Raw genomic sequence first — 20,260 nt, 5'->3', positions numbered from 1 at the left:
AGCCGGGTGGGCAATACTGCCCCGAACGCTCATTCAACATCGCACCACATCACGAATCCTCGAGGGAGACGCCGCCATATGCCTCATGAAACGCCGCTTATTGCGACAATCGTCATCGGCCTTGTACTGGCCTTTATTTTCGGTGCGATTGCCAATCGGCTGCGTATTCCTCCACTGGTCGGCTATCTCGTTGCCGGCGTGCTCGCAGGGTCGCACACGCCAGGATTCGTAGCCGATCAGGAACTGGCGGCGGAACTCGCCGAAATCGGTGTCATCCTCCTCATGTTCGGCGTCGGGCTGCACTTCTCGCTCAAGGACCTGCTGTCGGTTCGCGCCATAGCCATCCCCGGGGCGATCGTCCAGATTCTCGCGGCGACGCTGCTTGGCGCCGGCCTCGCCTGGATTCTCGGCTGGGGCCTGCAAGCGGGCCTGGTCTTCGGCCTGGCGCTGTCCGTCGCAAGTACCGTCGTGCTCCTGCGCGCCATGCAGGAACGACGCCTGATCGAGACCGAGCGCGGCCGGATCGCGGTCGGCTGGCTGATCGTCGAAGATCTCGCCATGGTTCTGGCGCTGGTCCTGCTGCCAGCCATCGCCGGCGCCATGAATGGCGGCGCGACGCCGGAAGGCTCGCTGCATCTCGCAAGCGATCCCATAGCGTCCTATTTCAATCTCGGCGTCGGCGGGGTGATCGCGCTGACATTCGGCAAGGTTGCGGCCTTTGTTGCGATCATGCTCATCGTCGGCCGCCGCGTGATACCGTGGACGCTCCATGCCATCGCCCATACCGGCTCCCGCGAGCTGTTCCGCCTCGCCGTCCTCGCAATCGCCCTTGGCGTGGCTTTCGGTGCAGCCAAGCTATTCGGCGTATCGCTGGCGCTCGGCGCATTCTTCGCCGGGATGATCATGAGCGAATCCGAGCTCAGCCACAGGGCGGCGGAAGAGTCCCTGCCCCTTCGCGACGCTTTCGCAGTGCTGTTCTTCGTATCGGTCGGCATGCTCTTCGATCCGATGACCATCGTCAACGATCCGCTGCCACTGCTCGCGACACTGGGGATCATCGTCATAGGAAAGTCGCTGGCCGCCTTCTTCATCGTGCTCGCATTCGGCTATCCCACCGGCACGGCCCTGGTGATTTCCGCCAGCCTCGCCCAGATCGGCGAATTCTCGTTCATCCTGGCGGAGCTTGGCGTCAGTCTCGGCATGCTGCCGGAGGAAGGGCGGGACCTGATCCTTGGTGGCGCAATCCTGTCCATCCTGCTCAATCCCCTCGTCTTCGCCGGTATCGCCTATATGAAGCCCTGGCTCGAGCGGCGCATATCCGGCGGCTCCGAACCGGTAAGCGAGGTTGCCACTCCAACGGATGCGGAGGAAGCCGAGACCGAGGAGCTTCGTCCGACCTCGCTCGCCGAACATACGGTTCTCATCGGCTATGGCAGGGTCGGAAGTCTCGTCGGCGATGCGTTGAAGGAGGTCGGCAAGCCGTTCCTCGTCATCGAGGATGCCGACAAGACGGTAGCCAAGCTTCGCGACGAGGGCGTCGAGACGATCGTCGGAAATGCCGTCAATGGCGATGTGCTCACGGCGGCCAATGTCGCCGAAGCACGGCAGCTCATCCTTGCAATACCCAATGCCTTCGAGGCAGGCCAGATCGTGGTCAAGGCAAGAGCCGCGAACCCGGTGATAAATATCCTTGCACGGGCGCATTCCGACGCTGAGGTCCAGCATTTGCAGGATTTGGGAGCCGATGCCGTGATAATGGGCGAAAGGGAGATCGCCCGCGGCATCGTCTCGCATATAATGGGCCTCGATCAGCCGAAGCCGGAAGGGCCGCTCACCGAAAACTGAAGCAAAACAAGAACGACATGAGTGGGAAATTCGGGCAGGAAGACTATGAAACTAAAAGATTATGCCTGGCCGGCCATTGGCCTGGCAGCCGTGGGAATCTCGGTTTGGCTCCTCTATAAGGAGCTCCGCAGCATATCCCTGGACGACGTAATCGACAGTATCAATGCCATCGATGCCCATCGCTGGATCCTGGCCGCGCTGGCGTCGCTTGTCGCCTATGCCGCACTCGCGGGCTATGACCGGATCGCCCTTCTCCATCTGCGCCGCCATATTTCATGGCTGTTCATCGCGCTATGTTCGTTCACCACCTATGCGCTTTCGCACAATATCGGTGCGTCGGTCCTTTCAGGGGCGGTCGTGCGCTACAGGGCCTATTCCTCGCAAGGCATGAGCGGCCCCGAAATCGCCCTGCTGATCGCCTTCTGCTCCTTCACCTTCATGCTCGGCGTCATCACGCTCGCAGCCTTCGTGCTGCTGATCGAGCCGGAATTGCCGCAGCGTTTCAATGATGAATGGCCGCTATGGTTCAGCTATGCCATTGGCGGCGGCGCGTCGGCATTCGTTCTGCTTTATGTCTTCGGCAGCTGGCTGAAGTTCAAGCCCCTGCGCATCCGGCAGTTCACGCTCGAATATCCACGGCTTTCGGTGGTGATGCAGCAGCTCGTCGTCGGCCCGCTCGAACTGATAGGGGCGGCCGCCATCATCTATTTCACCCTCCCCGCTGCGGGAAATCCCGGCTTTCTCATCATCCTCGGCATTTTTCTCGTATCGTTTTCCGCGGCACTCATATCGCATGCGCCGGGCGGCCTCGGTGTCCTCGAACTGGTGTTCCTGACCGGCCTGCCCGACATGAACAAGGCGGACGTGCTTGCGGCGCTCATCATATTCCGTCTGTTCTATCTGCTTATTCCCTTCGCGCTTTCGCTCATCGTCGTCCTGTTCTTCGAAAGATCGCAATTGCTGCTGCGCTGGTACAGGAAAGACGAGGACAGCTAGGCCCTGCGCCCAAACGGAAACGCCAAGAAACTTTCCAGCCAGCGGACCATGCCAGGAGAATATTTTTCTATTCCGACCGCAATTTAGTCCCCGGTTCCTTCGAAAATCGCTGATCGCAGCCTATCCTTTCTACGGTGATATTTGCCAGCCCCAGCGAAGGAGCGATTGCATATGACGACACTGTTGATACCCGGCTATCGTGGCTCCGAAAACGGGCACTGGCAGCGCCAATGGTTGCGCGACGATCCCAACGCACACCTCGTCGAACAGGATGACTGGAACGCGCCGACGCTTTCGCAATGGCTGCATGTTCTCGAAGCCCGGCTTGCGGAAACGCCGGGGGCAGTGCTGGTGGCGCACAGCCTCGGATCGATACTGGTTGCCCATCTCGCCGGGCGTCCATCGGCAGCGCATGTCGCCGGCGCCCTTATCGTCGCGCCGGCGGATGTCGAGCGCATGGCCGCGGCAGACAAGACATTTGAGAGCTTTGCGCCGCTGCCGCGCCAGAAGCTGAGCTTTCCCGCCATCGTCGTTGCAAGCCGCGATGATCCCTACATGTCGTTCAACAAGGCAAAGGCGCTGTCGGAAGTATGGGGAGCGGGATTTGTCGATCTCGGCAATGCCGGCCACATCAATATCGACAGCGGCCATGGCGCCTGGCCGGAGGGCCATATCCTTGCCGGATCGCTGGTCCGGCCGCAGCATTCTGGCGAGCGGGCTGCCGCCTGACCGGCATCTAGGCCAGTTGCTTGCGCTCCAGCAGATACTTCAATACCAGCGTCAGCACGGCGATCAGCGCCAGCGTCGATGCCGCGGCGAATGCGCCGGTGACATTGTAGTCGTTGAACAGCAGCTCGATCTGCAGCGGCAAGGTGTTGGTCTGGCCGCGGATCGCGCCGGAAACCACTGACACCGCACCAAATTCACCCATGACGCGGGCGTTGCAAAGCACCGCGCCGTAGAGCAAGGCCCAGCGGATATTCGGCAGCGTGACATAAAAGAACGTCTGGATGCCCGAAGCGCCGAGGGTGATGGCCGCTTCTTCGTCTTCGCTGCCCTGCGCCTGCATGAGCGGTATGAGCTCACGCGCGACAAAGGGACTGGTGACGAATAGGCTGACCAGGAAGATCGCCGGGACAGTGAACATGATACGGATGTCGTGGCTCTCGAGGAATGGGCCGAGCAGGCCCTGATTGCCATAGAGAAAAAGATAGGTCACGCCCGCAACGATCGGCGAAATCGAAAACGGTATTTCGATAAAGGTAATGAGCAGCCGCCGCCCGGGAAAGCGGAAGCGTGTCACGAGCCAGGCGACGCACACGCCGAAAACCATGTTGATCGGCACGACGACGATCGCAGTGAGCACGGTCAACCAGATCGAATGCAATGTCGCCGGTTCGCTGATCTCGGCGAAATAGACGCCGAAACCTTCCCTGAAGGCATAGGCAAAGATGATGACCAGCGGCACGCCGATCAGGACGATCGACAATATCCCGGCTGCCGCGACCAGCCACCACTGCCCGGCAGTGCCCGGGCGCTTGCCGCGACCGTGTGGCCGCCCCGGGCCCAATGCGGGAAGAGCCATATCAGTTGCGTTCTGCATAGCGGAGCTGCCAGGCCTGGATGGAATTGGTGACGAAGAGCATGACGAATGCGATCGACAGCATCACTGTCGCCAGCGCGGCCGCAGCCGGATAGTCATATTCGTCGAGGCGTATGAAGATCAGCAGCGACACCACCTCGGTTTCGAACGGCAGATTGCCGGAAATGAAGATGATCGCGCCGAATTCGCCGAGGCTGCGGGCGAAGGACAGGCTGCAGCCGGCGATGAATGCGGGCAGAATGGCCGGCCATATCACCCGCGCGAACACCTGCCACTTGTTGGCGCCGAGGGAGCGGGCCGCCTCCTCCACATCGCTTGCCACATCCTCCAGCACCGGCTGCACGGTGCGTATGACAAAGGGGATGCTCGTGAACATCATCGCGATGGCTATGCCGAGCGGCGCATAGGCCACCTTGATGCCGAGCGGCTCCAGGAACTGCCCGAACCAGCCATTGCCGGAAAACATGGTGACCAAAGCGAGGCCGGCGACTGCCGTCGGCAGGGCGAAGGGCAGATCCACCACGGCGTCGAGGATGCGCTTGCCGGGAAATTCGTAGCGCACCAGAACCCAGGCCAGCAGCATTCCGAAGACGGCATTGCCGATGGTCGCCAGCGCAGCAGCCCCGAGGGTTGTGCGATAGGTGGCTATGGCCCGCTCGGACGATATGATGGTCCAGAAATCGACCCAGCCGAGGCCGTAGATCTTGTAGAGCATCGCCAGCAATGGCAACGCGACGATCAGCGCGAAGTAAAGCAACGTCACGCCGAGCGTCAGGCCAAAGCCTGGGAGTATTCCGCGATTGCTGGGACCCCTGAAGAACGACATAGCGCTTCTTAATCGATCACCGAGCCAAAGCAAGGCATCTGTGGCCGGAAGGACGCGGTGTAAACATCATTCCGGCCGACAGAACGCCGGACTCAGCGCCTGGTGAACACCTTGTCCAATATCCCGCCCTCGGCGAAATGCTGCCTGGTTGCCTTGTCCCAGCCGCCGAACACGTCTTCGACTGTGAGAAGGCGCGTCTCGGGGAATTGCGAGGCGTATTTGGCCTTTACCGTTTCGTCGTGAACGCGGTTATAGTTCTGGGCCAGGATGTCCTGCCCCTCGGCAGTATAAAGGAACTTCAGATAGTCCTCGGCTATGGCGCGCGAACCACGCTTGTCGGCAACCTTGTCGACGACGGTGACGGGAAATTCGGCCAGCAGGCTGACCGGCGGCACGACCGCCTCGTACTTGTCCTCGCCGAGCTGCTTGCGGGTTCCAAGCACCTCCGCTTCGAAGGTGATGAGAACGTCGCCAATGCCGCGCTCGGCAAAGGTCGTCGTGGACGCGCGGCCACCGGTATCGAACACCGGCACGTTGGCGAGCAGCTTCTTGACGAACTCCTGCGCCTTGGCCTCATCCTTGTTGTTCGCCTCCAGCGCATAGGCATAGGCGGCGAGATAGGTATAGCGCGCATTGCCGGACGTCTTCGGATTGGGGAAAACCACCTTGACGTCATCCCGCACGAGGTCGTCCCAGTTCTTGATGCCCTTCGGGTTGCCGGCCCTTACGAGGAATGCCGGAAGGGAATAATAGGGAGAGGAATTGTTCGGCAGCCGCGATTGCCAGTCGGCGGGTATGAGGTTGCCCTTGTCATGCAGGACCTGAACGTCAGGCACCTGGTTGAAGGTCACCACATCGGCTTCCAGCCCTTCGAGGATGGACCGCGCCTGCTTGGACGAACCGGCATGCGACTGGTTGACGGTGATATCCTTGCCCGACGATGCCTTGTAGCTGGCGGTGAAGGCTTTATCGATCTGCTCGTAAAGCTCGCGTCCGATATCATAGGACACATTCAATATTTCCGTCGGCTCGGCCTTCACAGGCGCAACACCCAGTCCCAGCGCCAGAACGGCGTAGGCGATCATCCTCTTCATCACACTCTCCATGCCCGGTAATGCCGGCGGTGCCGACACGCGATTTATCGCGGATATTTTTTTCGACATTGCCGGGGCGGCAGGCGATTAGGAAGGTAAAATATACTATTGGACGGTGGAAATCAGGACGTTCGTGCCAAGGATCGGCAAAAACCGAGCAAGCGGCGCTGAGCGGCGCCGCCCATTGTCACAACGGCCGAAAATCGGCAGTATAAGACCGGTTCTTACCAGAAGCCGCGGTGCTGCCAGCACCAGAGAAAATCTTCCTCGGTCCAGTTCCTTCTGCGCCGTGCAGCGGCTTCGGCTGCACTCACCCTGTCGCCCTGTTCGTCGCTGTCGTCCTGGCGTGCAAAAAAGGCATCACGCCAAAAACGCTCCGCCTTGGTGAAAATACTGCTAGCTTCACTGTGCATTGCAATCTCCCTGAAATCAGGTGGCGAGTGGGCTTCCATCACGGCTGCCATTGCCGAATGATGACGGCAGGAAATCATTTGTCAACAATCACGACTGAATTAATCGTGTATCGATGGCGCGTTCGGCGATCCGCGTGCCGGCCGCATCCTTAATGAAGCCTTAATTTTCAGCGATTTAGGCGCGGCAATAAAGCTCACGTAAAAAATTCGCTCCCCATCGTTTTTTTAACCAATTTCGGTTAGAAACGAGCGCGCGACAAGGGACGGCCGCGCCCGAAACCGCAGTCAGACAGAGAAAATGATTTCGCAAAAAGCAAAATACGCTCTGCGAGCCCTTGTTGTTCTTGCCCGAGCAGACGCGCAGAAGGCGCTCTTCATATCCGATATTGCGGATGAGCAGAATATTCCGAAGAAGTTCCTCGAACAGATCCTTCTTGATCTGAAGCGCGAAGGCATCGTCATGAGCCGTCGTGGCAAGATGGGCGGCTATCTCCTGCTCAAGCCGGCCGACGAGATCACATTCGGCGAAGTCTTGCGGCTGATAGACGGGCCGATCGCTTCCCTTCCCTGCCTGAGCAAGATCGCCTATCGGCGCTGTGAGGACTGCGAGAGCGAGGAGACATGCGAGATTCGACATGTCTTCCACAGGGTCGCGAATGTCACTCGCGGCGTGCTCGATGGCACGACGATCGCCGACTGCCTCGCCTATGGCAAGGCAAGCCCCATCGCTGCCGTCCTTGAAGGCTGATTGCCTTAGCTGAACACCGCCTTGCCGATGACGGGCGTTGACGGGACCGCGAAGTCGCGCGGTTCCAGCATCTGCGCCCGATAGCCGCGATGGCCGGCATTCACCGCCTCCGCAAATGCCGCCGCCATTTCGACGGGATCGCCAGCCTTTGCGACCGCAGTATTCAGCAGCACGGCATCAAATCCGAGCTCCATGACGCTGCAAGCATGCGATGGACGCCCGATCCCCGCGTCGACGATCAGCGGCACAGCGGGAAAATGCCCTCGCAGCGAGCGCAGCGCATAGGGATTGACCGGCCCCATGGCGGAACCGATAGGCGCGCACCATGGCATCAGGACCTCGCAGCCGGCCTCGAGCAGCCGCTCGGCGACCACGAGATCGTCCGTCGTATAGGGAAACACCTTGAAGCCGTCCTGCGTCAGGATGCGCGCCGCTTCCACCAGCGCGAAGACATCGGGCTGCAGGCTGTCGTGATTGCCGATCACTTCGAGCTTGATCCAGTCCGTCCGAAAGAGGTCCCTCGCCATATGCGCGGTCAGCACGGCTTCCTTCACCGTATGGCAGCCTGCAGTATTGGGAAGCACCCTCACGCCCAGCGACTGGATCAGGGACCAGAAGCCGTCTCCCGACTTGCCGCCCGCCGTCTCGCGCCGAAGCGAGACGGTCACGATGCCTGTTCCGGAAGCCTTGACGGCCTCCGCCAGCACCGCCGGCGACGGATATTGCGCCGTGCCGAGCAGCAGGCGCGAGGCGATTTGCTCGCCATAGAGATCAAGCATGTCAGCCTCCCTGCTTCGGGGTCAGTATCTCGACCCGGTCGCCGTCGCTCAGGACGAAACCAGCGCGTTCAGCCGCGGGGACGAGCTGGCTGTTGACCGCCGTTGCAAGCCAGTCGCCGGTGAATTCCAGTTCGGCAAGCACCTCGCCGAGGCCCTGGGCGGTCACCTCGCGCGGCTCGCCATTGATGATCAGTCTCATGGTTCTTCCTCGTTTTCGATCAGGCCCGCCGCCCGGACAGCCATCGCCGGTGCAAGCAGAAAGCCGTGGCGATAAAGGCCGTTGATATGGATCGTCGCGCCATCGCGGCTGACGCGCGGCAAATTGTCGGCATAGGCGGGCCGGATGCCGACGCCGGTTTCCACCAGCTCCGCCTCGCCGAATGCCGGATGCAGCGCATAAGCCGCATTGAGCAGTTCCATCAGCGACCGCGCTCTTATCGGGCCGGACTGCTCGCTTTCGATCATGGTTGCGCCGACCATGAACATATTATCGTCGCGCGGCACGATGTAGAGCGGAAAACGCGGATGGATGAGGCGAACCGGCCGGGCCAATGACAGTTCGGCCGTCCGAAGCAGCAGCATCTCGCCGCGAACGCCGCGCAGGCCGGAAAGCCGGGCCGCCATCCCGGTGCAATCCACCGTCCGGTCATATGCGGCGACGTCCGGCGCTGCCGCGTGAAATTCCACACCCGCTGCCGCGAGCTTGGTGCGCAACTGCATCAGCGCGCTGCGTGGGTCAAGATGCGCCTCTTGCGAGAAGAAGAGCCCGCTGCGGAAATTCTCCGCAAGATCAGGCTCGAGCGCAGCTATCTTCGCGTGATCGAGCGGCTCGAACCCGGTCGTGCGGCCGGCGAAGCGGCGCAGTTCGCCGGTATCCCGCGCCGGCGCAACCACCAGCGTTCCATTGCGCCGCACCAGCCCCGGCAAGGCGGAATCCCACCAATCCGCCGCGCCGGCGCCGAGATCGACGACCGCCTGTTCGGCGCTTTCACGCTCGCAATAGGGTGCGAGCATGCCGCCCGCATACCAGGAGGCGGCATGGCGATGGTCCCCTACAGGATCGAATACGGCGACGTCATGTCCCCTGCTCCAAAGCTCATGCGCCACCGTGAGGCCGGCAACCCCGGCCCCTTTCACCAGTATCGGCATGCTCAGCCAGCCCCGCCGCCTTCCAACGGCATGTAGAGTTCGCCGCCGACGCGGAATTTCTCCGCCATGGCGGCCATTCCCTCCTTTTGCGCCTCGGCACGGATATCGTGCGATATCCGCATCGAGCAGAATTTCGGCCCGCACATGGAACAGAAATGCGCGACCTTATGCGCATCCTTCGGCAGGGTCTCGTCGTGGAAGAGGCGCGCGGTTTCCGGATCGAGCGACAGGTTGAACTGGTCTTCCCAGCGGAACTCGAACCGCGCCCGCGACAGCGCATCGTCGCGCAGCTTGGCGGCGGGATGCCCCTTGGCAAGGTCGGCCGCATGTGCGGCGATCTTGTATGTGATCACCCCGACCTTGACGTCGTCGCGGTTGGGCAGGCCAAGATGCTCTTTCGGCGTCACATAGCAGAGCATTGCCGTGCCGTACCAGCCGATCATCGCCGCGCCGATACCCGAAGTGATATGGTCATAGCCCGGCGCGATATCGGTGGTCAGCGGTCCAAGCGTATAGAACGGCGCCTCTCCGCATATGGCCAATTGCTTGTCCATGTTCTCCTTGATCTTGTGCATCGGCACGTGGCCCGGGCCTTCGATCATCACCTGGCAATCCTTCTCCCAGGCAATCCGCGTCAGTTCCCCAAGCGTCTCGAGCTCGGCGAATTGCGCCGCGTCATTGGCGTCGGCGATGGAGCCGGGTCTCAACCCGTCGCCCAGCGAGAAGCTGACATCATAGGCGCGGCAGATATCGCAGATCTCTTCGAAATGTTCATAGAGGAAGCTTTCCCGGTGATGGTGCAGGCACCATTTGGCCATGATCGAGCCGCCGCGCGAGACAATGCCCGTCACCCGGTTCACCGTCAGCGGGATGTAATGCAGCCGGACGCCGGCATGGATCGTGAAATAGTCGACGCCCTGCTCCGCCTGCTCGATCAGCGTATCGCGATAGATTTCCCAATTGAGGTCCTCGGCAATGCCGCCGACCTTCTCCAGCGCCTGGTAGAGCGGAACGGTCCCGATCGGAACGGGCGAATTGCGGATGATCCAATCCCGGATATTGTGGATGTTGCGTCCGGTGGAGAGGTCCATGACCGTATCGGCGCCCCAGCGGATGGCCCAGACCATCTTTTCCACTTCCTCTTCCATGGAAGAGGTCACGGCCGAATTTCCGATATTGGCGTTGATCTTGACGAGGAAATTGCGCCCGATGATCATCGGCTCAAGTTCCGGGTGATTGATGTTGGCGGGGATGATGGCCCTGCCCCGCGCGATCTCGTCGCGGACGAATTCGGGCGTGACGTGGTCGGGAATGGCGGCGCCGAAGGATTCTCCGTCGCGCAGGATGCCGCGCGCGGCGTCGCGTCCGAGATTTTCGCGGATCGCCACATATTCCATCTCGGGCGTGATGATGCCGGCCTTGGCATAGGCGAGCTGCGTAACCGCCTTGCCATTCTTCGCCTTGCGCGGCCTGTTGATTACCGGGAACGCAGGCGTCAGCCGCTCGCCGGATGCGAAGCCGTTATCGGCCGGTTGGACATGCCTGCCCTCATATTGCTCGGTATCCGCATGGGCGATCGACCATTGTTCTCTCACCCGGGCGATACCCTTGGCGATGTCGATCGCCACATTTGAGTCCGTGAACGGTCCGGAGGAATCATAGACGGGAAGATCGGGCTCGCCCGCGGTCGGATGAACGGCAATCTGCCGCAAGGGGACGCGAATCGAAGGGTGAAGCTTGCCCGGTTTGTAGATTTTCTCTGAGGCCGGCAGCGGCCCCGTGGATACTTTCAGTGTGTCGGTCATCGTCAGGTTCCATTGTTTGCGTCAAGGAAACCCAGTTCTGTGCCGGAAGGATGAAGAACTGCGCGAGCCTGGAATCAGACTTTTTGCCAGAGCTGGTCGCAGCTTTGCACCGTCCCTACGCCAGTATGAACTGGATCAGGTTCAACGGGTCACTGCGCTGCAAAAGCCAGCAGTATCTCAGCCCCTTGTCGGGACCCCCCTGGTGAATAGCGTTAGAAGAGCGGCTTAGCGCCGCTCTGTCAAGTGTCAGGCGTCGCGCAGCGGCTTCAACGCGCCGGCCCATTTGGCCAGCTCGGCAAGCATCGTCTTGGCGCCGTTGGTGATCGCCTCATTGGGCTGGAACACGCCCTCGTCATTGATGAAGTTCTGGTAGAGCGGCACCGGCACCGACTCCGAGAGCGGCACGAGCCGCAGGGCAGACATGAGCCCCTTTACCGATTCCACCGCGCGCATGCCGCCGGAAATCCCGCCATAGCTGACAAAGCTCGCGGGCTTGTAGTTCCATTCGTTCCAGAGATAGATCAAGGCGTTGATCAGCGACGGCGGCGCATTGTAATCATATTCCGGCATGACGAAGACATAGGCATCGGCCGCATCGACCACCGCGCTCCACCTCTTCGTATGTTCGTGCTCATATTTCTTCATCCGCGGATGGCTGGGTTCGTCGAGTAGCGGAAGGTTGATATCCGCGAGATCGACGAGAACAGGCTCGAACGTGCCATCCTGCCTGACGAATTCATGAAACCATTCCGCCACCGGCGGACCACCCCGGCCGGGACGTGTACTTGCAATGATGATATTCAACTTGAGCGCCATTGGTCTCTCCATGATTCACGACAGCCCTTGCATAGGGACGACGAGCCTAGGCTTGCAAGAAGGCACTTTCGGGAAACCATGTGAATAAGCCCGCGACGGATGACCGCGCGGGCTTTTTATTCAATCAGGCGCGACGTTCAACGATGATCGTTGCCGGCAGGGGCGCCGCGTTCCTTTTTCTTCGGGCCGGGCAGAAGCCCTTCCCGCTGAGCCTGCTTGCGCGCCGCCTTGCGGGCACGGCTGACAGCCTCGGCCTTTTCACGCACCCGGCGCTCGGAGGGCTTTTCAAAAGCCTGTCGAGCCTTCATTTCGCGAAACAGCCCTTCGCGTTGCATCTTCTTTTTCAGGACCCTCAGGGCCTGTTCAACATTGTTGTCGCGAACGAGAACTTGCAATCCTAATCCTCACCATTTTGTCTGCGTGGCGCGGTATATCGCCTTGGAGCAGCTTGAGAAGCGCGAACTCTATTCAGTTCGCGCCTGAAAATCCAGTGCCGCAGCTCAATTGTTCGCATTACACGCAATTAATTGCATGGATTGGCACCGGGCGATGGGTGTGCAGCACTGAACAACCATGAGGGCTCAGCATGAGGGAGGTGGGCCGTGAACGGGGGCACAACAGGCCCACGTGGTGGGATAGATTTTCGGCCTAAAAAAATATTTTGCCCTGCAAGCCACTGATTTCGCTCATTCTTCCCCCCGGCACGCAAAAAAACTTATCCCACCACTTTGGAACCGGGTTATTCTGTTTCGGTCCTTTCCAGTGGGGGAGCAGCTTCCGGTGCTGTTTCGATTGCTGGGAAAGGGTGGCGTTGCCGGATGGTCGGAAGTGACAACCCCGATCGACCGGCAAACTGCAGATGGAAACGGAGGTGGCGCTTCGTTTTCCGGGTTGTTGCGTCTGACAAGCGCAATGATAGCAGGCAAAGACGTCGCGGGCGGTCTTCGGACCTCGACCCTGATACCTACTGACGCGCTGAAGACCGCCCGTCTCCCCCCATTTTCAATGACCAGACGCGATTTCGCGGGCGTGGTGCGGATCTTCCGTATTCAATCCACCACCCTCGTGCTGAGCCAGGTGAACTGGCACAGCATGAGGCATGTCGGTCGCCTAGAGCGCGGCGGTGATGATGATCTCGACCTTGTATTCGGGCGTGGCGAGCTTGGCTTCGCCGGTAGCGCGAGCGGGCGCGTTCGCCGGATCGACCCAGGCATCCCAGACGGCGTTCATTTCGCCAAAGTCCTTCATGTCGTCGAGCCAGATAATCGCCTGCAGCAGCTTGGACTTGTCCGTGCCTGCTTCCTTGAGAAGGCGGTCGACGGAGGCGAGTACATCCTTCGTCTGTTCCGTGACGCTCTTGCCCGGACCACCGACCTGGCCGGCGAGATATACGGTATTGCCATGGATGACAGCCTGGCTCATGCGGGGGCCAGCTTCAATTCGACGAACGCTCATGGATGTCTCCTCGTAAGAATATGGCAGGCCAATGCCCGCCGGGGCACAAGAAAAAAGGGCCGTAAGGCCCTTGTTTTCAAAGATATGGTGGGCACAGTAGGGATCGAACCTACGACCCGCTGATTAAGAGTCAGCTGCTCTACCAACTGAGCTATGTGCCCTCCGGCCGCCTGAACGGCAGTAAGTGAGCGCTCTATAACGGGGCAAATCTTGCCTGTCCAGCCCCTCGCGACAACTTTATTGTTTCGCCGTGCAACAACTGCGCTTTGGCGCAGCTCAGACAAAAATCCGGCCCTCCGCGACCTTCACCGCTCCACCGCCTATGCGGGCGCCGACGAGCCGGCTGTCCGCGATGTCGAGCTCCAGCCGCAGCTTCGACGGCCGTCCCATCTCGAAGCCCTGCTCCAGCGAAAGGTGCAGCACGCCGTCGAGCGGCTGGTCGAAGGCGTGAACGGCACCGGCGAATGCCGCCGTCGCCGAACCGGTCGCGGGGTCCTCATAGGTGCCGTCATCGCTGACGAACATGCGGGCGTGAAAATGGCTGTCATGCCGCACCGTCTCGCGGCAATAGGCGTAGACGGGCAATTGCCGCGCGCCGATGCGGGGCGCCACCTTCTTCATCGCCGCCTGATCTATCCGGATGCGCCCGGCCGCGTCGATGCCGTGGAGCGGAATAAGAAGGTAGGGCACGCCCGCCTCCCAGATGCTCGGCACGTGGTTCTCGAAGCCTATGTCGCCCGGCTCCAGTCGAAGCGCGGCGGCTATCGCCATCCTGTCGTAATTATAGGCGACCCGCTGCGGCAGCCTGGGCAGGTCGAATTCGGCGAAGGCGCCGGATTGGCCCAGCGTCACGCCGCAGCGCACCGCCCCCACCTGCTCCTCGAGAATGATCAGTGCATCCTGACCGCTCGTCTCGGCGCCGAAGCGGCGGTGGGCGAGCGATATGGCGGTGCCGACGGTCGGATGCCCGGCAAAAGGCAGTTCATAATCCGGCGTGAATATTCGTATCGATGCCGTATGTGCGGGGTTCTGCGCCGGCAGCACGAAAACCGTCTCGGACAGATTGAATTCCCTTGCGACCCGCTGCATGGCCGCGTCGTCAAGCCCCTCGGCCTCGTGGACGATGGCCAGCGGGTTGCCGCTCAATGCCGAATCGGTAAAGACATCATAAATCTCGTATTGACGACCCGACATGGTTTCGCTCCCGTTCGCCGGAAAATAGAACACGCTTTCGCCAGATCAAGTCAAACCTTGTTATGGTAACATTGGCCTTGTCATGGTGTCATTGGCCTTGTCATGGTGGCATTGGCCTATGGGGCCGACGCGGCCTCCGTCGTCGCTGCTCCTCGCTGAAATGCCAGTCGCCAAAGATGCGGAACGGCGCCGGCGTAGCCTCCCCCATCTCTCCGGCTGCCGAAATCGCCGTCACGCCGTCGAGTTCCGGCACCTGTTCGGATGCAATATGCGTGCTGATGCGCGCCAGCAATTCCCGGGCTTCCAGCGCCAGGTAGTACCGCCGGAACAGGGCGATGCTGCGTCTCGACGTTACGAGATAGGTCGCGCTGTCGCGATCCGCCGCCGCCGACAGGTCGATGCCCGTTTCCTCGGCCACCTCGCGGTGCATGTTGCCTTCGATATCGATCGTACCGCCAACGACATCCCCCTCGTCGAACGAACCGGCCGGAAAATAGACGCGGCCCGCCGCCGAAGTCGAAGCCGCCATTCGCCCGGCGATCAACCGGTTGTCGGCCGAGACGATGACACCGACGGCGAACACATGCCAGGGCTTCGCCAGATCGGCATTCTTCTTCCAGTGCAGCATGGTGGCGAAACGGGTGCGCCGATAGCGCGCAGCGAAAACGCCATTGTCCACGTCCGCCGCTTCGGCCATGAAGAACGGGCCGTTGAACAGCGCGGGATTGTCCGTCACGTCGCTCAGCCAGTTGGCGTCGATCTGCTGCCGGTTCCGCACCTCGTAGTCCAGCGGGCCGTCGTCGATCTGCAGCTTCGCTGCAGCAAGCGGTACGACTGTCTCTTCGGGAATATTCAGCATGCCTAGGCCATGTCCAATGTTACCGCGACGGGGCAGTGATCGCTGGCCTTGGGACGGTCCCAGCCCACCCTCGGAAAACGTTCGACCGCCTGATCCGGCGGGAATATGGTGCGATATGGCTGGCCCTGCCGGATGATATCGGGAACCGCACCGGCATTCTTGCCCGCCAGCGCCGCGGAGGCGAGAACATAGTCCAGCTGGCAAAGATGACGCTCCTGCGGCCCGCGGGTATGGTAGAGCGTCCAGCGATCGATCGCGGGGCGCCGCTCCACGAGATTCTCGCAGAAGCCGCCTTCCGTCAGCACATTGACGCAGCTCAGGGCTTCCTCGACCGGCTCGAACCCGTAGCCGGACAGGCTGTCGCCGCTGATGATGACGCGCTCGCGATAATCGTTGAAATCGCCGCAAACGAGCCAATCCCGCGCCATGGCGCCGGCAACGCCGCCGAACTTCTCCTCGATGATGCGCCGCACCGCCTTGGCCTCCGCCATGCGAACCGGCATCGATGCCGTACGTCCGTCCATCCCGTTTCGCGGCGAGCCCATGGATTTGAAATGGCTGACGAAGAGCGAAAGCGGCCTGCCGCCGACGCGCAGATCGATGCACAGGCAATCGCGCTTGAAAATGCGCTCATGCGGTTCAAGGCCGAGCAGCGCCAGTTCCGGCGTATGCAGCCCGAACTCCTGGTAGGTGACATGGGCATGGCTCGTCATCTCGACGAATTCGATCGCCTCCCCGTCGCGGGTCTGGTCGCGCACCAGCACCGCGACATCGATGCCGCGGCTGTCATTGCCCTCGACCATGTATTTGTGGCGGTAGCCCTCGCCCACCATCTTGAAGAGATAGCCGAATTCGAAGGCATTGAGCGCACCGATATTGTCCACCTCCTGAAGGCAGATGATGTCCGCATGGGTGGCGGCGATCGCCAGAGCCGTGAGCTGCCTGGTATCGTCCGTATGCGCGATGGCGCGTGCCTGTTCCAGCTGGCGATACTGATTCTCGTCCTTTATCTGGAACAGCTGCAGCGTCCTGTCCTGGTTGAGATTGTTCCTGAACCCCGAAAAATCGAACCGGTTCATGAGGTTTTCGACGTTGAAGGTGGCAATTCGAACTGACATGCACGTCCTGAGGTTCAAGGGGAATGGCTGCTCCGGCCGAAACTAACCACATTGTGACGCTTCGGCCAGTAGCTTTGCACTGCCGCGACACCTATATGCGGGGGAGACGAATATGGGAGACGGAAAGTGAAACGTTTGATCCTCATGACCCTGGGCGCGGCGCTGATCGGCGCGATACCGGCGGCGACGGCTTCGTTCGCGCAGGAAATTCAGACCTACCGCCCGGCTCCCCGCGGCCTCGACGTTACGCCGCGGACGCAGATCATCCAGCGCAACAGCGCGGGCTACAAATATCGCGAGCCCGATTGCCGGGGTTCGGGCAGCGGCTGCTACAATTTCCGCCGGCACAAGCCTGTCGGCCCTTCCGGCCCGAGCCAGGCGGAGCGCTGCAAGGCCGCGTATCAATCCTATCGCGGCTTCGACAATACCTACCAGCCCTATGTCGGGCCCCGCCGCCGCTGCGACCTCTAGCATAGAAAAAAGGGCCGGCGGATTGCTCCACCGGCCCTTTCATCGGTTCGTCCGAAGATCAGTTCTTGGCCTTGTCGACGAGCTTGTTCTTGCCGATCCATGGCATCATGCCACGCAGCTTCTCGCCGACTTCCTCGATCTGGTGGCTGTCGTTCATGCGGCGGATGCCCTTGAAGCGGGACGCGCCGGCCTTGTATTCCTGCATCCAGTCGGAGGTGAACTTGCCCGTCTGGATGTCCTTGAGCACGCGCTTCATCTCCGCCTTCGTCTCGGCAGTGATGATACGGGGACCGGAAACATATTCGCCCCATTCGGCGGTGTTCGAGATCGAGTAGTTCATGTTGGCGATGCCGCCCTCGTAGATCAGGTCGACGATGAGCTTCACTTCGTGCAAGCACTCGAAATAGGCCATTTCCGGCGCATACCCGGCTTCAACCAGCGTCTCGAAGCCGGCACGGATGAGCTCGACCAGACCGCCGCACAGGACCACCTGCTCGCCGAAAAGATCGGTTTCGCACTCTTCACGGAAATTGGTTTCGATGACGCCCGAACGTCCGCCGCCAACGCCGCAGGCATAGGAAAGCGCGAGGTCATGCGCATTGCCGGAAGCATCCTGGTGGATGGCGATGAGGCAGGGAACGCCGCCGCCCTTCTGGTATTCGCCGCGCACGGTGTGGCCCGGGCCCTTCGGCGCGATCATGACGACGTCGACCGTCTTCTTCGGCTCGATCAGTCCGAAATGGACGTTCAGGCCATGCGCGAAAGCGATTGCCGCGCCATCGCGGATGTTGGCGGCAATGTGGTCGCGGTAGATGTCGGCCTGGAGCTCGTCCGGCGTCGCCATCATCATCAGGTCCGCCCATTTCGCCGCATCGGCAACGCTGACGACCTGAAAGCCGTCGGCTTCGGCCTTCTTGGCCGTTTCCGAGCCGGCGCGCAGGGCGATGCGCACATCCTTGGCGCCCGAATCCTTGAGGTTCAGCGCATGGGCACGGCCCTGCGAGCCGTAGCCGATGATGGCGACCTTCTTCGACTTGATGAGATTGATGTCCGCATCCCGGTCATAATAAACGCGCATGTGATTTATCCTTCCTATGAATGTTGCGGCCCATCGGGGCCGTTTTCCTGTGTTTGGTAAAGGCGAAGAAATTGTTCCGTTGCCCGATGCGCGTCGCGTTCGATCGCCGCGTCGCTCAGTTCGAAATGGTCGCCGAGCAGCAGGCGGATCTGCACATCACGCACCACCAGGCCGAAAAAGGTGCGAAACGCCTCGCGCTCGTCGTCAAAGCGCAGATAGCCGGCCTCGCGCCCGGTGAGCAGCAGCGGCTGCAGCCGGCGTGCCATCGCGAACGGGCCGTTTTCCAGCACGATCCCGCCAAGGTCGCGGCCAAGGCCATGCCGGTCGATGCCCGCATGGCTGATCGCCACGCGGTTCAGCGCAACGGAGATCTTGCCGGATATGACGCGCAGCCAGTCGGCGGCGAACCGCTCAAGTCCGATCTTCAATGCCCTCAGATCGAAATCGTCGCGCCGGACCGGCACGCCCCTCACCTTCGAGGCCTGCCATTGCACGGTGGCCGTCAGAAGGCCGTCACGGTCGCCGAACCATTTGTAGAGGCTTTCCTTGGAGCAACTGGCGCGGCGCGCCACGCTGGTCATCGTCAGCTTGTCGCCGGCCTCGACCAGAAGCGCCAAGGCAGCATCGAGGACGTCTTTCTGACGCTCCGTCAATGTGGTCTCGCCTATCTCCAGTTCTGAAGCCAATTCATCCTCCGGCCGTACCGTACCGTACGTTACGGCGTGTTCTAATACAGCTTCCGGCCTTTGACAAGGCGGGACAGCCGCAAAATCAGAGCCAGTTCTTCTCGCGAAGGCCGATCGGCCTGAACGGGTCGATGAAGGTGCCGGCGACCAGGGAAGCCAGTTGCTGCGGCACCGGCGGAATACGGGCGAGATTGGAGACGACGTGGTCGCGGATCAGCGGCAATATGTGCGAGTCCGACTGGTAGAAGGGCGTGAACACGCGCGAGAACATCTGGAAGCCGCGTATGTGGTTCCTGCGCGACCGCGCATAGGACGACAGGGCCGATGCGAGATCGCCCGATATGGCCAGGGCATGCGCCAGGGCCCGCGCATCCAGCATGGCCATATTGGCGCCCTGGCCGAGCTGTGGGCTCGTCGAATGGGCGGCGTCGCCGATGATCGCAAGCCGGGGTCCTATCGGCCTGGCCAGCGTGTGATGGCCGTAGCGGGCCAATGTCATTTCGTCAAAGCTGCTGATCTGGTCGAGATAGGCCGAGCATTCGGGCCAGAGCGCAAGCACGCTGTCCTTCCAGCGCTGAAGTCCGCCCTGCCGCAGCGCCGCCTCCCCTTCGGGCTTGGTGCTCCAGAAGAAGGCAGCCATCTCGTGATCCCCCGCCGGCGTCCGGCCGATGGGCAGTACGCCGATCATCGTGCTCGCCCTCTGATAGCGCTGCACCAGCGAACGGTTGTCAAAACCTTCCGGATGCCATTTGAGCGATGCCCAATAGGCTCCATAGGCCAGCGGTCTGGGAGAAGACGGGGCAAGGCAGTGCCGGATGAGCTTCGATCTGGCGCCGCTCGCATCGACAACGAGGTCGAACGGACCGAACCGGCGCCCCGCCTCCGTCAGGAGCGTGGTCTTGTCGGCGCCGCTTTCCAGCGACACCACATCGACATCGGTCTCCATAGCTATCCCGGCGTCGAGGACCGCCCGATAAAGCACGTCGAACAGCGCTGCACGGTGCACGGCCAGCCCAAATCTTCCGCCCGGCCGCGCGGAATATTTGACATCCAGAACCGTGCGCCCGGTCACGGCATCGGTGCCATGGAGCCGGTCGATACGATTGCCCAGCGCCCGGATGGCATCGAACAGGCCGAGATCGTCAAGGATGGTCAGGCCCGTCGGCTGCAGGATCAGGCCGGAACCGACCGGAGACGGCGAGGAGAACCGCTCGAACAGGGTGATGCGGTGATCGCTGCGGTTCAGATAGAGAGCGGCGGCCAGTCCCGCCGGCCCCGCCCCCACGATCGCGACGTCCAGTTTCTTCATCGATCCTCACCTTGCA

At 61.3% G+C, this 20,260-nt stretch carries 22 protein-coding genes, 1 tRNA gene and 1 riboswitch; of the genes, 5 read left to right on the top strand and 18 right to left on the bottom strand.

The window, feature by feature from the left end; translation table 11 throughout:
* Positions 1-78: 78 nt before the first annotated feature.
* From ybaL to M8997_RS02560, 3 genes are all read left to right on the top strand, one after another.
* A complete protein-coding gene (gene ybaL / locus M8997_RS02570; protein ID WP_250013362.1) occupies positions 79-1,845 on the top strand; it encodes a YbaL family putative K(+) efflux transporter in 1,767 nt (588 codons plus the stop codon).
* Positions 1,846-1,890: 45 nt separating this feature from the next.
* The gene (locus M8997_RS02565; protein WP_250013361.1) at positions 1,891-2,841 is read left to right on the top strand and encodes a lysylphosphatidylglycerol synthase domain-containing protein; all 951 of its coding nucleotides are present in this window, start codon (positions 1,891-1,893) and stop codon (positions 2,839-2,841) included.
* Positions 2,842-3,012: 171 nt separating this feature from the next.
* The gene (locus tag M8997_RS02560) at positions 3,013-3,570 is read left to right on the top strand and encodes an alpha/beta hydrolase (RefSeq protein WP_250013359.1); all 558 of its coding nucleotides are present in this window, start codon (positions 3,013-3,015) and stop codon (positions 3,568-3,570) included.
* 7 nt (positions 3,571-3,577) lie between these two features.
* Here M8997_RS02560 and cysW read toward each other — a convergent pair whose 3' ends face one another.
* From cysW to M8997_RS02540, 4 genes are all read right to left on the bottom strand, one after another.
* Positions 3,578-4,444 (bottom strand): sulfate ABC transporter permease subunit CysW, encoded by an 867-nt coding sequence (gene cysW, locus M8997_RS02555; protein WP_250013356.1) that lies wholly within the window; start codon positions 4,442-4,444, stop codon positions 3,578-3,580.
* Positions 4,428-5,270, bottom strand: coding sequence for a sulfate ABC transporter permease subunit CysT (cysT, locus tag M8997_RS02550; RefSeq protein WP_250013354.1), 843 nt, complete (start codon positions 5,268-5,270; stop codon positions 4,428-4,430). Before cysT ends, cysW begins: the two co-directional genes overlap by 17 nt.
* 92 nt (positions 5,271-5,362) lie before the next feature.
* A complete protein-coding gene (locus M8997_RS02545; RefSeq protein WP_250013352.1) occupies positions 5,363-6,364 on the bottom strand; it encodes a sulfate ABC transporter substrate-binding protein in 1,002 nt (333 codons plus the stop codon).
* A gap of 224 nt (positions 6,365-6,588) precedes the next feature.
* Positions 6,589-6,828 carry a hypothetical protein gene (locus M8997_RS02540; protein ID WP_250013350.1) on the bottom strand — a complete coding sequence of 80 codons (240 nt, stop codon included), beginning with the start codon at positions 6,826-6,828 and terminating at the stop codon, positions 6,589-6,591.
* 247 nt (positions 6,829-7,075) lie between these two features.
* Here M8997_RS02540 and M8997_RS02535 point away from each other — a divergent pair, with 247 nt between their 5' ends.
* Positions 7,076-7,525, top strand: coding sequence for an Rrf2 family transcriptional regulator (locus tag M8997_RS02535; protein WP_250013348.1), 450 nt, complete (start codon positions 7,076-7,078; stop codon positions 7,523-7,525).
* A gap of 5 nt (positions 7,526-7,530) precedes the next feature.
* On the opposite strand, the gene M8997_RS02530 is transcribed toward M8997_RS02535, so the two are convergent.
* From M8997_RS02530 to M8997_RS02480, 11 genes are all read right to left on the bottom strand, one after another.
* Positions 7,531-8,304 (bottom strand): thiazole synthase, encoded by a 774-nt coding sequence (locus M8997_RS02530; protein WP_250013345.1) that lies wholly within the window; start codon positions 8,302-8,304, stop codon positions 7,531-7,533.
* 1 nt (position 8,305) lies between these two features.
* Positions 8,306-8,503 carry a sulfur carrier protein ThiS gene (gene thiS / locus M8997_RS02525; RefSeq protein WP_250013343.1) on the bottom strand — a complete coding sequence of 66 codons (198 nt, stop codon included), beginning with the start codon at positions 8,501-8,503 and terminating at the stop codon, positions 8,306-8,308.
* On the bottom strand, positions 8,500-9,453 hold the full coding sequence (gene thiO / locus M8997_RS02520) for a glycine oxidase ThiO (RefSeq protein WP_250013341.1): 954 nt from the start codon (positions 9,451-9,453) through the stop codon (positions 8,500-8,502). Before thiO ends, thiS begins: the two co-directional genes overlap by 4 nt.
* Before the next feature lie 2 nt (positions 9,454-9,455).
* Positions 9,456-11,258: a phosphomethylpyrimidine synthase ThiC gene (gene thiC / locus M8997_RS02515; protein WP_250013338.1), complete on the bottom strand. Its 1,803-nt coding sequence runs from the start codon at positions 11,256-11,258 to the stop codon at positions 9,456-9,458.
* Between the two features lie 94 nt (positions 11,259-11,352).
* A riboswitch (TPP riboswitch) is annotated at positions 11,353-11,469 on the bottom strand.
* Positions 11,470-11,504: 35 nt separating this feature from the next.
* Positions 11,505-12,074, bottom strand: a complete 570-nt coding sequence (locus M8997_RS02510; protein WP_250013336.1) for an NADPH-dependent FMN reductase — start codon at positions 12,072-12,074, stop codon at positions 11,505-11,507.
* A gap of 137 nt (positions 12,075-12,211) precedes the next feature.
* Positions 12,212-12,469: a 30S ribosomal protein S21 gene (rpsU, locus tag M8997_RS02505; protein WP_250013334.1), complete on the bottom strand. Its 258-nt coding sequence runs from the start codon at positions 12,467-12,469 to the stop codon at positions 12,212-12,214.
* Between the two features lie 715 nt (positions 12,470-13,184).
* A complete protein-coding gene (locus tag M8997_RS02500) occupies positions 13,185-13,529 on the bottom strand; it encodes a RidA family protein (RefSeq protein ID WP_250013332.1) in 345 nt (114 codons plus the stop codon).
* An 85-nt stretch (positions 13,530-13,614) separates the two neighbouring features.
* A tRNA-Lys gene (locus M8997_RS02495) sits at positions 13,615-13,690 on the bottom strand.
* A gap of 115 nt (positions 13,691-13,805) precedes the next feature.
* The gene (locus M8997_RS02490) at positions 13,806-14,723 is read right to left on the bottom strand and encodes a PhzF family phenazine biosynthesis protein (RefSeq protein WP_250013331.1); all 918 of its coding nucleotides are present in this window, start codon (positions 14,721-14,723) and stop codon (positions 13,806-13,808) included.
* A gap of 100 nt (positions 14,724-14,823) precedes the next feature.
* On the bottom strand, positions 14,824-15,582 hold the full coding sequence (locus M8997_RS02485) for an NUDIX hydrolase (protein WP_250013330.1): 759 nt from the start codon (positions 15,580-15,582) through the stop codon (positions 14,824-14,826).
* Positions 15,583-15,584: 2 nt separating this feature from the next.
* Entirely contained in the window at positions 15,585-16,700 is a 1,116-nt protein-coding gene (locus M8997_RS02480; protein WP_250013329.1) for an endonuclease/exonuclease/phosphatase family protein, read from the bottom strand.
* 126 nt (positions 16,701-16,826) lie between these two features.
* Here M8997_RS02480 and M8997_RS02475 point away from each other — a divergent pair, with 126 nt between their 5' ends.
* The gene (locus tag M8997_RS02475) at positions 16,827-17,171 is read left to right on the top strand and encodes a BA14K family protein (protein WP_250013328.1); all 345 of its coding nucleotides are present in this window, start codon (positions 16,827-16,829) and stop codon (positions 17,169-17,171) included.
* A gap of 58 nt (positions 17,172-17,229) precedes the next feature.
* Here M8997_RS02475 and ilvC read toward each other — a convergent pair whose 3' ends face one another.
* The 3 genes from ilvC to M8997_RS02460 all read right to left on the bottom strand — a co-directional run bounded on the left by ilvC (position 17,230) and on the right by M8997_RS02460 (position 20,244).
* Complete coding sequence (gene ilvC / locus M8997_RS02470; protein ID WP_250013327.1) at positions 17,230-18,249, bottom strand: ketol-acid reductoisomerase; 1,020 nt, start codon at positions 18,247-18,249, stop codon at positions 17,230-17,232.
* A 14-nt stretch (positions 18,250-18,263) separates the two neighbouring features.
* Positions 18,264-18,935 (bottom strand): TetR/AcrR family transcriptional regulator C-terminal domain-containing protein, encoded by a 672-nt coding sequence (locus M8997_RS02465; RefSeq protein ID WP_250013326.1) that lies wholly within the window; start codon positions 18,933-18,935, stop codon positions 18,264-18,266.
* Between the two features lie 85 nt (positions 18,936-19,020).
* Positions 19,021-20,244, bottom strand: coding sequence for an NAD(P)/FAD-dependent oxidoreductase (locus tag M8997_RS02460; RefSeq protein ID WP_250013325.1), 1,224 nt, complete (start codon positions 20,242-20,244; stop codon positions 19,021-19,023).
* Positions 20,245-20,260 lie beyond the last annotated feature (16 nt).

Source organism: Phyllobacterium sp. 21LDTY02-6, from assembly GCF_023554255.2.
GTDB lineage: Bacteria > Pseudomonadota > Alphaproteobacteria > Rhizobiales > Rhizobiaceae > Phyllobacterium.
The sequence above is the reverse complement of the archived record's forward strand: the minus strand, read 5'-3'. Positions and strand labels throughout refer to the sequence as shown.